The 15,613-nt window shown below is 65.7% G+C and carries 6 protein-coding genes; all 6 read left to right on the top strand.

All coding sequences use genetic code 11. The annotated features are described in order from the left end of the window. The first annotated feature begins 37 nt into the window (after positions 1–37). The 6 genes from pth to AAE021_RS10650 all read left to right on the top strand — a co-directional run bounded on the left by pth (position 38) and on the right by AAE021_RS10650 (position 15,513). Positions 38–625: an aminoacyl-tRNA hydrolase gene (gene pth, locus AAE021_RS10675; RefSeq protein ID WP_342022316.1), complete on the top strand. Its 588-nt coding sequence runs from the start codon at positions 38–40 to the stop codon at positions 623–625. Positions 626–1,300: 675 nt separating this feature from the next. Next, on the top strand, positions 1,301–3,916 hold the full coding sequence (locus AAE021_RS10670; RefSeq protein WP_342022315.1) for an AAA family ATPase: 2,616 nt from the start codon (positions 1,301–1,303) through the stop codon (positions 3,914–3,916). Positions 3,917–3,951: 35 nt separating this feature from the next. Further along, positions 3,952–6,639: a LuxR family transcriptional regulator gene (locus tag AAE021_RS10665; RefSeq protein ID WP_342025382.1), complete on the top strand. Its 2,688-nt coding sequence runs from the start codon at positions 3,952–3,954 to the stop codon at positions 6,637–6,639. 366 nt (positions 6,640–7,005) lie between these two features. Then, complete coding sequence (locus AAE021_RS10660; RefSeq protein WP_342022314.1) at positions 7,006–9,606, top strand: hypothetical protein; 2,601 nt, start codon at positions 7,006–7,008, stop codon at positions 9,604–9,606. Positions 9,607–9,838: 232 nt separating this feature from the next. Further along, a complete protein-coding gene (locus AAE021_RS10655) occupies positions 9,839–12,736 on the top strand; it encodes a helix-turn-helix transcriptional regulator (protein ID WP_342022313.1) in 2,898 nt (965 codons plus the stop codon). Continuing rightward, positions 12,733–15,513 (top strand): helix-turn-helix transcriptional regulator, encoded by a 2,781-nt coding sequence (locus AAE021_RS10650; protein WP_342022312.1) that lies wholly within the window; start codon positions 12,733–12,735, stop codon positions 15,511–15,513. The genes AAE021_RS10655 and AAE021_RS10650 overlap by 4 nt, the downstream gene beginning before the upstream one ends. Positions 15,514–15,613 lie beyond the last annotated feature (100 nt).

The raw sequence follows: 15,613 nt of genomic DNA, 5'->3' as shown, positions 1-15,613 counted from the left end.
GAGCCGTCCGGTTCTTGTCTAAGGAGCAGTACCTGCAGTGAACAGCAACACCTGGCTTGTAGTCGGGCTCGGGAACCCCGGGCCCGGCTACAGCCGTAACCGGCACAATATCGGCCAGATGGTCCTCGATGACCTGGCCTCCCGCGTGGGCGGAAACTTTAAGACCCACAAGTCGCGGGCCCAGATTCTCGAAGGCCGGCTGGGCATCGGCGGGCCGCGCGTCATTCTCGCGAAGCCCCTGACCTACATGAACCTCTCTGGCGGACCGGTCTCGGCGCTGAGCAAGTTTTTCGACATCCCCGCGTCGAATGTTGTGGCGGTGCACGACGAAATCGACATTCCGTTCAACACCATCAAGCTCAAGTCCGGCGGCGGCGAAGGCGGCCACAACGGACTGCGCGACATGAGCCGTGCCTTGGGCACCAAGGACTATTACCGCGTCCGCGTTGGTGTGGGACGACCGCCGGGCCGCATGGAGACAGCTGACTACGTGCTCAAGGACTTTCCCCCGGTTGAAGCCAAAGAGCTTCCCTTCCTCATCGGTGACGCCGCCGACGCCGTTGAACTGCTGCTGACCGAAGGCCTTACCGCAGCGCAGCAGAAGTTCCACTCCGTCGCTTCCTGACTCCGCTCACACGCGGCATGTCAATCCTGCACACATGGAGGAGTAGCGCCGCGCCTGCCCTCCGTGTCCACGGATGCAGCCCTCACCTGCCTTAGCGCAGGTCAGACGGAGCCGTAGCTCCGCAGTCCCGGGGCAACCGAGTAGTCCACGGCGGAAGACGGGTACGGCTCCCGTCACGGCAAAGACGCCCAACCCCATTGTTGGACCCCTGACCCGGGCCTAGAATTTAGATATGCCCACGGGCATGCAAAGCTGGGGCCGGCGTCGGGAGGCCTCCGAGACTGGGCCACCCCCATCCCGGCGCCGGTCCCTTATACGATAACCGGACACCCTGCGTCATTCGACAGCCGGGTGTCCGGTTTTTTAAATTTTCCGTTCCTGTCGCTTCGGCCCCAAACTCCCGTGAAACCCCGCCGGTACACGTCCTCCTCGACGCGGAATCCACTTCGACGGGCAAGTCCATACCTTTCTATGTTGTGGACGAAATCCAGCATCGGGCGGTACGCTCACTGCAGTACCGGCAAAGTAACCATGCTTGAGAACAATCTTGAGAACAATATTGAGCAAAACCAGCACCATTTGAGGGTGTCCGGCGGCGAAAATCCGAAGGAATTCCCGTAGGCCGGAGATATTGAAGCAGTAATAGCGGGGATGCCTGGGGGCGTGGTTGTAGGAATGTTGTTAAGGACCGAAAAAGATCCGGATCTTCTGGTGGGCCGGGACGAGGCGCTGGCCGAACTGGCACATGGGCTGGAGACAGCGGCAGGTGCAGTTGTGGTCGGTCCGGCAGGCATCGGAAAGTCCGCCCTGATCCGGGTAGCCGCCGCCGATCCGGCCTTTTACCCGGTGAGGATCCGCGGAAGCCGGGAATCCGGCAAAACACCTTTTGGCGCGCTGGCCTGGTTGATCTCCGAGCTGGCGGAGGACGTTGAATCACGGCCCGAGCAGTTGCTGCAGGAGCTGACCTCGCTGCTGGCAGGGCGTGCCGCCGGAAGAAGAGTTTTACTGCTGCTGGATAATGTTGAGAGCCTCGACCACTGGACCGGCATGGCGGTTTCGCAGCTGGTCCGCAGGTCAGGTGCCAGCGTCCTCGCCGCCGCCGAGAGCTTTGCCGAGTCCGCCCCGGATGTTATGGCTTTGTGGACTGAAGGCTTGCTGGTCCGCGTGGACCTTGGCCCGCTGGTGATGGAACAGACCCGGGAACTGATGCAAAACCTCCTGGGCGGACCGGTCTCCACCTTGGCCGCCCAATCGATGCACCGCCACTCCGGCGGGAATCCGCAGTTGATTACCCTCTTGGTCCAGGACCAGACCGATGACGGATCGCTGATGCGGCACGACGGCGTCTGGGTCCTCGCCAAGCCGCTGGCGTTCTCCGGCCAAGCGGCTGAAGTCATCACTTCCCGGTTGAAGCGGCTCCCGCCCGACGAGAGGTCATTGGTTCAGCTTCTGGCCCTGGCCCGCGATTTGCCCGTGTCGGTTGTGCTGAAGCTGTTTCCGGCCGAAACCGTTGACCGGCTGGAAGAGGCACGCGTGGTGGAGATCTCGGATCAGTCAATTCACCTCGCCAGCACCGGCACAGCCGCCGCCATCGCGGCGGCCATACCCCCGGGGCGCAGCAGGGAACTGTGGGAAGAAGTATCGGCACTGTTGGATCCGCAGATGCTCCGCCCCTCAGCGCTCATCCGTTTCGCCCGGTGGACGCTGGCCAGCCAAGGCACCCTGGACCCGGAAACTGCAGAGCGTGCCGCCATTCTGTCCACAGCGCACGATGATCCCGCGTCGGCGCTGCAATTCCTCCGGGCAGTTCCCCAGGAAAAGCGCGGCCCTGCAATGCTGCTGGCCGAGGTGCAGGCGTTGAGGGAGTCCGGGAACTACCTGGATGCCCTTCGCGCGCTCGACCGTCTTCCGTCCCCGCTCGATCCCCGGGAACCGGCAGCCTGGGTGGAACTCATGCTGCAGAGAGCGGCACTGCTGCAGCTTCTTCCCCGCCACGGCAATGCTGCGGAAACACTGCACAGTATTAGTGCAGCTATCCAGGACCACACGGGTCATGCCGCTTATCACCAGTGGGAAGCGCAGGTGGTGCTGATGCACAGTGCCATAGCGATCGACGCCGGGCGCCCGAAAGAGGTGCCCGGGCGGCTCGGTTCTCTGGCCGCGGACCGGAAGCTGAGCCCGGCCGTCCGCATGCGGGCACTTGCCCTGCACGCCCAGTTCCTCGCAGTGTCCGGAGACTTCGAGGAACTGCTGACAGTGGTGCGACCGTTCAAGGACGGTTTTCAGGGCACTCTGGGTGCCAACACCATGGATTCGGCGCATATTAGGTTCCTCCTGGCCCTGGTAGCCGCCGGAGAACAAAGGCTCGCCGAAGAATTGGTGGCCGATCTGAAGGACGGCGCCAACCGCCGGGCCTTCCGCGGCAGTGCTGGGGATGTTGCGCTGGGAGGGATCCATGCCCTTTGCGGCAGGGCGGACAGTGCCCTTGCCGCCCTCACCAGTGCCATGAGCCAGATTCGCGTACAGGACCCCTTTGACGTCCTGCCACTTGTGCATGCACTGTCCGCGCGCGTCCTGGCCCTCCAAGGCGACGTGCAGGACGCCCAACGCGAGGCGTCGGACGACGCTGAATTCAGGTACCGCCCCCAGGAACTGGTGGGGTCCATGTCCAAGGTGCTGGGGCTGGAAGCCATGCTGGCCGGAGATACGCAAAAGCTGTGCGGCGAATTGCGTTCCATAGCCAAAGACAACCTCCGCACCGGCATGGTCCCCATCGCCCTGCACTGCCTGGCGGCAGCCGCCGGCAGGGGAGACCGGGAGGCTGCTGCTGAGCTGGCCGCGGCTGCCTCCGGCGCCAAGGGGCGCTGGGCCTCCGCGCTGCACTGTCTTGGTACCGGACTGGCGCAGGGGAACCCATCCCTGCTGCTGGAATCTGCCGCGCTCGCGGATGAGCTCGGCAATGACCTGATGTGCCATACGGCAGCAGCGGCAGCCCTGCATCTTCTCGAGGGACAGACCGGCAGCGATAGCCGGGTCCAGGCACGGACTGCGCTCAGGCTTGAGCACGCCAGCTTCCGCAAGCTGCGTCAAGCCAACTCCATTCAGGCGCGAATGGCAGCACTGAGTCCATTCGAAGCTGATCTTGCCCGCCGCGCCGCGGGAACTGCGACACGAAAGGAAATAAGCGCCGAACTGCACCTGTCGCCGCGCACCATCGATTGGCACCTGGGTAAAATCTTCGACAAGCTGCATGTTTCGGGACGCTCGGAACTCGGCGAGGTTCTGCGGTAAGCGACGCGATGCCGGATTCGAGGGGGGGACTCGTGATGCAGGCATTTGCGGCACGGCCGTTCGTGGGACGGGAGGCCGTCACCGAAGCGGTGATGGCCAGTGTGCTGCGCAGGGGCGGACACGGCGCCGTCGTGCTGGCCGACGCCGGGATGGGCAAGAGCGCGCTGGCAGGGATCCTTGCGGCACAGTTGAACGGGCGCATCCCGGTGCACCGGATCCATACCAGTTCGTCCCTGGCACAGGTCCCTTACGGTGCCCTGGCCCCGCTGATCTTCGATGTGGAGCCACAGGACACCAATTCTTCGCACGCTGTTATGCGTTCGCTGCTGAGACGGCTGTATCCGGACGGCCGGACGTCGGATCCGTCCGAGGCACCGCTGCTGATCGTTGATGATGCCGACGCGCTGGATGAGGCAACCGCGGATCTGCTCGCTCAGCTTGTGGCTTCGGCCCAAATCCGCATCCTGCTGCTGGCCCGGCGCATCACCGATGTCCCCGCCGGGATCTCCAACCAGGTGTGGGAAGGCATACTGTCCCGGCATGAGCTCCACCCGCTGACGGATGACCAGGTCCATGAACTGTGTGTCCAGGTGCTTGGCGGGCCGGTCCTGACCAGCGCAAGCACTGATCTGGCCCGGGCAGCCGGGGGAAACCCCATGCTGGTTCTGGCGTTGTTGTCGGAAACCGTGCGGGCGGGCAGCCTCGAGGAACGCAATGGGGTCTGGCTCCTGCATGAGCAAATGCTTCCGCCGGACGGCCGGCTGGGGGATTTGCTCAGGGCGCAGCTGTCCGGTCTGAGCAAAGATGAGCGCGACGCCCTGGAGATCATTTCGCTGGCCGAACCGCTGCCGGCTGCCGCTGCCTTTGATCTCGGGTTACACCGGGCCGTCGACGCCCTGACCGAAGCGAAACTGGTCAAGATTTCTCCCGGACCGTCCCGCCTCCTGCAGCCCATGCATCCCCTGTACGGCGAGGTGGTGCGCCGGCTGGTTCCCGCAGCACGCAGTGCCCGCCTCCGCCAGCGGTTGCTTGCCTCCGGCGCGGCCGCCGGAGGCAGAGCGGAGAACCTCCTGCGCTGGGTGAGCTGGTCGCTGGACTGCGGTGTCCAAGTGAGCGACGCCGAACTCGTCGAGGCTGCGTACCGCGCCAACAACTCCTTTGACAGTGCTGCCGCCCTTCGCGCCGCCGGCGCGGTCAAGGGGCCCAAATACTCCCTTGCCGCCCGCGTCCAGGCCGCGCGGGCCTGCCAGCAGGACGGCGACCGGGAATCTGCCCGGGAACTGATTGACGGCGTCACCGACGCTGCCCGTGACCTCACCACCCTCAAGATGGCAGTGCTGATCCGGGTCCAGCTGTACCTGCAGGAGCAGTCCGAAATTTCGGGACTGTCCACTATTGCCGCAGACTGGCTGGCCGGCGTCGACCGCATCGAAGCGCAGGGAAACCTGGACGCCGAGCTGACGGCTGATGTGATTTCCTCCCGCCGCGGAGGACGACTGCTTGCCCTCATGGGCAGGGTTTCCGACGGGGAGCTGCTGCCCGCGGAACAGGAATTGAACGGTATCCTCGAGGACGCCCGGGCGGCGGAGGATGACGAAGCCACCCTTGTTGCGGAGACGCTGCTCGCTCAAATCCTGACCACCACCGGAAGGGCATATGCCAGCTGTGAAATGAGCCGGCACGCAATGGCTGTGCTGGACAGGGGCGGGCACCGGTTCATGTCCTACTACCACTTCGTCCTCCAGCGCCATCTGTCTGCACTGCTGTGGCTGGGGGATTGGACAGGCCTCCAAACGGCGGCGCAGCACGGTACGGCCGGAGTCTTCGGGGCGCTCGTCAGGGTGGCCGGGGTGGTGGACCTGGCAATTGCCGTGATGCATCTGAGGAAGGATGACCGCACGGGGGCATTGACGCATCTGTCCGCATCCATCGAAGGGCTGCGAACTCACGACTATGAGGGGATGTTGCCGCTGGCGCTTGCCCTGGCAGCCTTCGTAGCCGCTTCAGTGGGGCAGCGGAAAGAGGCAGAGGAGTTCCTGGCTGAGGGGCTGGGCGTTAGTTCCCGGGGCTCGGCTGCGGATCGGATCCTGTCCCGCGGCTACACAGTTGGCGCCCGTTCAGTGTTGGCCCTGCAGCGGGATCCGCGGAAAGAGCTCAGGGAGCTCATCAGCGAGGCCGAGGACAGGGGATTTATCGCGGTGGAGCTGGAGCTGAGGCTCCTGTCGCTGGCCTTCGGCGACCTGGAGGGGCTCAGCCGGCTGGTGAAAATCACCGGGGACTTTGAGGGACCGCATGTGGAGACCGCCGCTGTCATTGCCAGGGCCTTCCTGGACGAGGACATTGACGTGCTTCTGCGTTTTGGTGCGGGCGAGGCGGATCCGGGCTGGCGGCGCATGGCCGGAAGGTGCAGAGAAGAAGCCCTGCGTCTGGCCATGGCCAGCGGGGACCGCGCGCTCCTCTCAAGGGTTCAGCGGGCCCTTAACAAGAAGAACGGCCAGACGGAGGACCAGCTGCCGAAGGCCGGGGTGCCGCTGCTGACCCGGCGGGAACGCGATATCGCGGCATTGGTGATCCAGGGCCACCGGAACGCTGAAATCGCAGAGCGGCTTTTCCTCTCCGTTCGAACGGTGGAAGGCCATATCTACCGGACCTTCGAGAAACTGGGGATCAGCCGCCGTGAAGACCTCAAACAGGAACTCCTGACCCAACATGGCCCCGAATGATCAGTACCGGAAGCGCTGTATAAAGTAGTTCCACGTATCCGCAATCAGGTCTATCGGGTAGGCGGTACCCGTGCTGCAGGCGGAGCTGCAGCCTAGGGTTGGGAGAGTGATCCCCGGGGGCTGTCTCCTGTCGGGGACAGTTTGGTCTCGGGAAAAGTGAGTCGGCTGTGAAACCTCCAGCCGCGCAACGCGCTCTGTCAATTGTTAAGGTTCCTGATGAGCACGCTTCAACAACCAGTCCCGTCCTTCGAGCCCGCGGCCGCCCGCGGCCAGGGCGTGCGGCCGGGCCCCCCACACCATTTCCGCGCACCCGGAACGGGGGGCCCGGACAGAGCCGCTGATGCTCGTGATGCTCCCCGGCTGGCGGTGATAAACGCGCTGGACGGTCCGGGCGCCGTCATTGTTGGCGCGGCGGGAATCGGCAAAACCACGTTGGCCCGGGAGAGCATGAGCTGCTACGGGGGATTCAACGTACAGCTGCGTGGCAGCACCCTCTCGGCGCAGACACCGTACGGCGCCCTGGCATGGCTGCTCAGTGATCTTCCTCAGGAACAGCTCGCCAACCCGGTCCTGGTAGTCCGCGCGCTGGAATCCCTCTTGATCCGCCAAGCCGACGGGCGGCGGATCGTTATGGTGATTGACAACGCGGAGGAAATTGACGATCTTGGTGCGCTGGTCACCTCTGAGTTGTGCCGGCGGGGTACTGTGGCGCTGCTTCTCATCTGCGGCGACCTGATCCGGTGCCATCCGGAATACGTCCGGCTATGGACCGACGGCTCGCTTAAGCGCATCGACCTTGCCCCGCTGGATCTGCTGCGGACCGCTGAACTGTTGGCCCACTGCGCCGGAGGTCCGCTGACTACCCGCGCCCAGCAGATGCTGTGGCAGCAGAGCAAGGGAAACCCGCTGTTGGCGTCCCTGCTGTGCCGTGACCATATTGGCGCCGGATCGCTGGTGTACCGCAGGGGTTACTGGACCTGGGCAGGCCCGCTGGTGCACTCAGGGGAACTGCCGGAACGGGTCGAGACGGTGATGCGCCGTTTCACTCCGGGGGAGCGGCGCGCCGTCGAGATTCTGTCTCTCTGCCGCCAGCTGCCCATGGCCAGTGTCCTGCAGCTAGTTCCCGCACATACGGTGGACGCGCTGGAGGAAAGCTCTGTTCTGATCATCAATGGAGGACACGGCCAGCCCGTGCGCCTCGCCTGGAATCTGCAGCCCGCCACCATCGCCGCCAGAATTCCGTTCGGCCGCAGCAGGGACCTGTGGTCGGAGGTGACACGGGTGGTTGATCCACGGGTGTTCACTGGGGAAACCGCAGCGGGTCTGGCGGCCTGGTCGCTTTCCGTGGGGATGGCGCCGGATCCCGGAACCGCGCTGGCGGCCGCCCGCTGGTCCAACGAAACCGGTGACACCGCCGCCGCCCTCCGCTACGCGCGGGCCGTGGCCGCTCCACGCCCTTTGACTGCCGTTTTGGAGGAAGCCGATGCCCTGCGGGCCGAAGGGCGGCACACTCAGGCCTATCGGGTCCTGGCGACAGCGGATCCCGGTGACAGCGCTTCGGAAGCCGGTGACAGCGCAGCGGATGCCGATGAAAGCGCTGGGAAGGAGTTGCGGCTGCGGGCGCTCACGGAACGTGCCCTGGGCGCTGCCCGAACCCCGGGGGCTCCGGATGATCCCGTCCATCTCCTGGACCGGGCCGAACGGTTGCTGCCCCAGGACACCGGCGCACGGCCCGGGCCCCGGCTGGCAGTGACCCTGGCCCGTGCTGAACTCCTGTCGCTGACCCGCAGATTCAGCGATTTGCCGGCAACCCTGGCAGATGATTTCGCTGATCCCGCGGCACCGCCGATTGGCCGGCTATGGGCGGGCATCCGCTGGGGACAGCAGTGCGCTGCCGCCGGCCGGTTTATCGAAGCTGTCTCACTCGTCTCCCAGGTCCGAGCCCGGTTGTCGGCCGGGATCCATGCGGATGTCCGCACCCGGGAACTGCTGTTCCACCACCTCTTTTTCCTCCTGATCCGGTGCGGTGAGCTGGGATCCGCACTGGAGCTGGCTGTTGGAACAGTGGAGCAAGGGAACAGATCGGGTCTGGCAACACCTACCGGCACCGAACTTCCCATCGGACTGGTTCACGCGTTTGCGGGGCGCGGTGATGCGGGGCTGAAATCCCTGCAGCCGGCGGTGGCACAGCTGGAATCCCATGATCCCGACGGCGCACTGCCCCTCGCGACGGCAGCCGCCACCTATTGTGCCCAGCAGAGGCTGGACAGGGATCCGGAGCTGGATCTGCCCTTGCCCCCCGATTCCTGCGGGCGCACCGATCCCAGCTCCGTGTCCGAGGTGGCATACTTTCGGATCCTGGCATCAGGAATGAACCAACCGGCAGAGGCGGCGGCCGAGTTTCACCGCTTTGCCACGGCGGAACTGGCCGCTGGCGATATCCCGAACGCGCTCCTTGGGTTTTCAGCGTCCGCCCTTCGTGGAAACCGTTCCGCGATGCAGGACCTTGCGCTCGCGGCGGCAGCTGCGGACGGTGCGCCGGCGGCACTGTACGGCCAACTGGCAGCCGGTCTGCTCACCCATGACGTCACCGCCCTGATCCGGGCTGCTGAAGCGGCGCTGAAACAGCAGAACAGCATCCTGGGTCATGGCGCGGCACGTGCAGCCCGTGTCTTGGGTGATGGCAGCGCCACCCGCGCCCTGATGCGGCAGGCGCGGCAGCTGGAATACGAGGGCTTCCGTGCCCTGTCGCCGTTGAACAGCGTGGAGTACGGCCTCGCGCAGCTGGGCGACTTCGAGCGCGATCTGGCACTGCAGGCGGCGGCCGGGGAAACCAGTGCCTCTTTGGGGAGGCGGTTCCATCTGTCAGCCCGAACCGTTGACTGGCATTTGGGCCGGGTGTTCGCCCGACTGCATGTCTCCGGCCGAACCGATCTACGCAACGCTTTGGCTCTGGCGTCCAAGTAGTTTTCGCCTGGTTGATGTGCTGCTACTTAGAGCCGAGTAGTGCGTCACACCCGATTCAAGTAGTTCCGGGTGCGTGGAGCGCCATAAACCTGAGTAGTGGCCCCGTTCCGCTGGTGATCGGTACTCGTGTTCCTACTGTTTTCCTCTCCTACGCTTGCGGCAGACATCCACCACGAGCCCACCTGCAGGAAATCCATGCAAGGTGCGGCCATCGGCAGAATCGGGTCTCACCGTGCATAACAGCAGCATCCACCAGTCTCGCCTTCCCCATTCCTCCGCCTCATCTGAACCTGCGGGATCAGTTGTCTTTAGCCAGGGTCCGCGGCCGGACGAAGCACTGCGGGAAGAGCAGGCCGCTCCGCCGCGCTTCGTCGGCCGGCACGCGGTAACGCGAAAAATCCACGAGCGGCTGGCATCAGGCGGCGGAGCCGGATGCATCCTCGTGGGGGAAGCCGGCAGCGGGAAAACGGCACTGATCCACCACGTGCTGCGGCAGTGCAGCTCAGACACCTATGTGGTCCACGTTCGTGGATCCGCCTTTTCCGGGCGCACACCCTTTGGCGCCCTGACCTTTCTCCTCTCCGAGTTGGAGTCCGACGTTTCCTCGCACCCCGTGCTGATCCTGCGCGGACTGACCCGGCTGATCCAGGAGCGCGCCCAGGGGCGCACCGTCCTGCTGGCCGTGGACAACGGGGAGGAACTCGATGAGTTCTCAGCCATGGCCCTCAGCCAGATGGTCCTCAGCAGGACCGCCGGGCTGCTGGCATGCTTCCGCGATTTCAGCCGTGCCCCTGCGGAGTTCACCGGCCTGTGGCGGGAGGGCATCCTGTCCCGGGTGGATCTGGAACCCCTGGATCTGGCGGAAAGCGCGGAATTGGTGTCGGCCGAACTCGACGGCGCCGTATCGGGGGCGGCTGTGGCGGATCTGCAGCGGCATGCCGGCGGCAATCCGCACCTGCTGACACTGGCCTGCAAGGACTACCGCGAAAGTGGGAGGCTGCGCCGCAGCGGGCAGGTCTGGGTCCTGGAACCGCAACAGCCTGCACCGGCGGGACGCGTTGCCGAAGCTGTGCTGGGCCGCCTGGACGGATTGACCGGCCGGCAGGTGACACTGATCCGGAGCGTGGCACTGGCAGGGTCCCTGCCCCTGGGGCTGGCCCTGCATGATGTTGACCCCGTCGAAGTGGACGTTCTGCAGGAACAGGGAATCCTGGCCGTGGAACGGCACAGCGTGCCGCGGGTGCGGATCCGTGATGCGGTCCTGGCCAACGCCGTCAGCCTGTCCCTCGATGCCACCGAACGCGGCCGCCTGCTCCAGCAGCTGCGCTCCGCTGTTGTTTCCTCCTCTCCGTCGAGTGCCGCACCGGGCGCAGCAACGGCGGCCGGCACGGCGGAGGGCGGCGGCGACGACCCGGCCGCCGCCGTCCTGGAACCGGCCCGTTTGGCTGCCTGGCGCCTGGACAGCGGAGAGGCACTGACCACGGACGCGGCTGTCGCGGCGGCACGGAACGCGAACGCCTGCGGCGATCCGACAGGCGCAGTCCGCTTCATTTCGTCCCGGGAAGACAGTGCACAGAGCCCGGCGGCGGTCCTTCAGCTGGTTGCCGCACGGATGACACGGGCAGAATACGGCGCTGCGGTGGCAGCGCTCAGCAGTTACCGAAGCCGGGGTAAGCAGGCGACGCCGCTGGAGGAGGTCCGATTGCTGCTCGCGGAAAACCGGGTGCTGTGCATGGCCGCAACCGGTGCTCTGTCGGGGGCCCTTCCCGCCGGGGCCCTTCCCGCCGGTGCGGCCAAAAAACACGACGAACTGCTGCGGCAGGCAGAGCAGCGCACGGCCGAGCTGTCCGCCGCTGGGACCATCGGCCGGACGGAGGCCGCAGCGCTGACCCGGGACCTGGTTTTGGCACGGGCCGAATGCAACTCGAACCATGGGCGGTTCCTCGAAAACGCCGCTTACCTTGCGCCGCTGCAGGCCGGTGCCGCGGGCCGCGACAAGGGCTACCGCGTTCTGGTTGGTTCCTGGCTCTGCGAAGCGCTGGGGATGACGGACCGCCAGGACGAAGCCCTGGAGCTGGCCCAGGACGTGGAACGGCTTCTGGCTGACCCTGATATCGGGGTGGGTGAGCGCAGCACATCCTTCGGGAGGATCGTCCACGTTTACCTGGCCATAGGAGCTTTGCACGACGCGCGGAGACTGCTCACGGCGCAGCAGCAAAACGGACAGGCCACGCTTTTCCCGGGGATGTTCAGCGAAATGGGTGAAGGACTGCTGCACGCCTACGCCGGGGATCCCGAAAGCGCACTGCAGCGCCTCATCCCCGCCGTGGCCCAGCTTCGGATCAGCGGGCCGGAATCCATGATTCCGCTTGCCGCAGCGGCCGCGGCCTACTGCCTGGCGCTGCAGAAGGACAGCACGGGCGCTGACCAGTACCTGCAGCTCAGCGGCAAGGCTTCGGATGGAGGCCCCTGGACGTTGCGGCGCAGCGCACGGCACTTCGCGGCCCTGGCCGGCGGCGCCCTGGGATCACCGCAGTCCGCCCGGCGCTTCATTGACTTGGCAGCCCACGACCACAGGAGGGGAGCCTACTCCTACGAGCTCCTGTCCCTGCTGCATGCCGTGCGGCTGGGGGATTTGGAGAACCTGGACCGCATCCTGACGGTGGCCGCTCTCCAGCAGGGTGCCTTTGCCAGAATGTGCGAGACCTATGCCAAGGGTGCGGGCAGCTACGATGCGCAGCTGCTGATCCAGGCGGCGGAAATGGGCGAGGCAGCCGGCCATTTGCTCTTCGCACGGGAAGCTTCCGAACGGGCGCTTGCAGTTGCCTCCGGGGCAGGGGACCGGGCCACTGTACGGTTCATTCACCGCAGCAGACGGGGGACCGTGACCACAGGAACAGTGGAGGGTTCTGATTCCGCCGACGAGTACCTCAGCGCGCTGACCTTCCGGGAACGGTCAATTGCCAGGATGGCCGCGGCGGGAACCAGCAATAAAGCCATTGCCGCCGACTTGAACATTTCGGTCCGCACTGTTGAGGGGCACCTGTACCAGGTCTATTCCAAGCTCCATGTGGGCAGCAGGCGTGAACTCGCCAAGATCATCGCCGACAAGTCAGGCGCTCGCAAATGAGCGGGCTCCTGTCGAGCGGGCGCAGTACATCCGCCCTGCTGCTGGGCCGGGACAAGGAAGTACAGGAGATTACCTCGAGGCTGCTTGAGCCGGGGCTGCGGGGAGCCGTGATTGTGGGCGCTGGAGGTATGGGTAAATCCGCGCTCGCCGACCACGTCCTGGAGCGTTTGGACGGCATCGTCAGCGCATCCTTCATCCATGGAAGCCCCGTGTTGTCCCGCATGCCGTATGGAGTGCTGTCGCCCTATCTTGGATCGGCCGGAGCCGAAGACATGGAGTCGCCTCTGGCGGTGCTCCGCACGATCCGTCGGCACTTCCGCCGGATCAGCGAGGAGGGCAGTCCGCAGCCGCTGCTGGTCATCGACGATGCCCAGTGCCTCGATGAATCCAGCTGCCATGTGCTGACCCAGCTCGCAATGTCCGGAGAGCTGCGGTTGCTGGTGCTCACGCGTCCCCGCGCGCGGCACATCCATGAGCTGCTGTCACTGGCCCGGGACGGGCTGCTGGCCCGTATCGACCTTGGCGCACTGTCGGCGGGCGCTGTCCATGAAGTATGCGAGGGTGTCCTCGGCGGACCCGTTCTACGGGCAACCTCAGCGCTGCTCGCCACTGCATCCGGCGGCAACCCGCTGTACCTCAAAGCCCTGCTGGCCCAGTCGCGCAGGTTGGGCATACTGGCCGAAGGCAACGGGGCATGGTTCCTGCGGGGCGAGCCTGACGGACTGGACTCATCCGTGGTGGACCTGGTCAAAGGGCAGCTGGCCGGCCGTTCACCGGAGGAACGCGGGGTGCTGGAAACGGTGGCCCTCGCGAACCTGCTGCCCCGCTCCGTCCTGGTCAGTGTCTGCGGACCCGCTCCCGTCCACTCTTTGATGGCGGACGGACTTTTGCAGCCCGGCCCGGGAATGGGCGAGCTGCTGTGCCTGTCCCAGCCGCTTCACGCCGAGGCCATCCGGTCCCTGGTGCCCACGGTCCGCAGCGCCGCCATCCGCTCTCGGGTGCTTGCCGTCCTGGACAGTGCGGAGATCAGCGAGCCCGCAGTCCCCGGTGAAGAAGAGGCATGGCTGCGGCGGATCGAATGGGGCCTCGACTGCGGCGACACCATCCCGGACGAGTTGCTGCTCACAGCGGCACGACGGGCAAACGACGCCGCCAGGTCAACGTTGGCGCTCCGTTTTGGAGCCGCGGTGCGGGGCACGTCCCACCTGCTGGCGGCACGGGTGGAAACCGCCACGGCCACCGTCTGCACCGGAGATCTGGCGCATGCGCGCGTGCTGCTGGAAGGAATCCTTGAATCGGGGCAGCCAAGCCCGGCGGGCGACGACGAAACCCTCAACCGGGCAGTGCTGGCACTGGCCCGCCTTCATCTTCGTTCGGGCCTGCCCGGACAGGAACTCGAAGAGCTCGCCGATGCCTGGCGTGCCGCGTCGGGCGAGCTGTCATCCCGCACCGGCGGCACCGGTGAACCGGCGTCCGGCGTCACCAGGTTCGCCGAACTGCTGTGCAGCATGGCTTTGATGGTGGAAGGGGACTACTCCGCGGCACTCGCCCGGCTCAGTTCAGCGGCAGAGCATCCGATGGCGGTGCCCGGCGGCTCCGATCCCCGGTGGAGCGCGGTGTTCCACAGTCTGCTTGCGGAGATCATGGTCTCCAACGGGCAGATCAGCTCTGCCCTGGAACACTCGAATCAGGCTCTGCAGCTGATCGGGCATCTCGGCGGGCGGCTGCACGCACACTGCGGCATGGCACTGGTGAGGCATGCGCAGGCGCTGCTTCACGGCGGGCGTTTCGCTGAACTGGAGCGGCTTCTGGAAGCCAAGCTTGATTCTCCCGCGCAGTACCTGATTGTTTATGGCGGCACCATGGGGGTCTTCGAGGGAGCGGTGGAAATCCATCAGGGCAGGCTGCGGGAAGGACTGCAGCGCCTGCACCCGGCCGTGGAAGCACTCAGGGTCTCGGATCCGGAAATGCTGCTGCCCTACGCCCTGGGGCTGGCCGGTTACGCGTCCACGGTGGTCGGGGACCATGCCCAGACCGCAAGGTATGCAAAGGAACTGCGCAGTGTCGGGTACACCGGCCCGCGGCCCTTGTGGCTGGTGGGGCAGGCCTATGCAGCTGCCGCCATGGCGTCCTCCGAATCCGAGTCCGGCATTCCGGAGAGGTTGCCGGAAAGGCTGGCGGAGGTGGCTGAACAGGCCCGCACTGAAGGGTATTTGGCTGCCGAGAAGGACATCCTCGAATTGTGTCTCGCGGTCGGCGATCTTCGGCAGGCCCACCGGCTGCTGGAGGTAAGCGCCGCCTTCGAAGGCGGGGAGGCGCAGGCGCTTCACGCCTATGCGGCCGCTGTGGCGTCCGGCAGCCCGGATCGCATGGTGGCTGCGGCGGACGAGGCGGTCCGGCACCGGAAGTACCTTATTGCCGTGGAAAGCATCGGCCACGCCATCCGTTTTTACGGTGCACACGGCAACCTGCGCCGGCAGCGGGCCCTCATCCAGCAGCTGCGCCGGCGCCGCGGTGAACTTGCGGGCGTCACTGTCTCCTACCTCAGCCCGTCGCTGCATCTGGTGCGGCTGACCCGCCGTGAGCACGAGATTGTGGACCTGCTGCTTGCCGGTGCCAGCACCAAGGACGTGGCCGCTCACTTCACGCTGTCTCAGCGGACGGTCGAGGGGCACGTTTATCGGATCTACGTGAAGCTGGGCATCAGCCGCCGCGCGGACCTCGAAGCCGCATACCTGGCGCTGGAACCCGGAGCCAGTTCGGTGGCGCTGGACTAGCAGTCCGAATCCTCCTGCGCTGCTCGCCATGCCCACTCCCTGCGGGGCCATCAATAAGCCCTATCCCGGGGACTTCCACCTTCCGCATTCCACTATCAAT

Origin of the sequence: Arthrobacter citreus (genome assembly GCF_038405225.1) — a bacterium.
Lineage (GTDB): Bacteria > Actinomycetota > Actinomycetes > Actinomycetales > Micrococcaceae > Arthrobacter_B > Arthrobacter_B citreus_A.
Note: the sequence above shows the minus strand (reverse complement) of the source record. Positions and strands in the feature narration are given on the sequence as shown.

Coding starts and splice junctions, on each gene's coding strand:
- AAE021_RS10670 (WP_342022315.1), top strand. CDS start 1,301: ATGTTGTTAAGGACCGAAAAAGATCCGGATCTTCTGGTGGGCCGGGAC.
- AAE021_RS10665 (WP_342025382.1), top strand. CDS start 3,952: ATGCAGGCATTTGCGGCACGGCCGTTCGTGGGACGGGAGGCCGTCACC.
- AAE021_RS10650 (WP_342022312.1), top strand. CDS start 12,733: ATGAGCGGGCTCCTGTCGAGCGGGCGCAGTACATCCGCCCTGCTGCTG.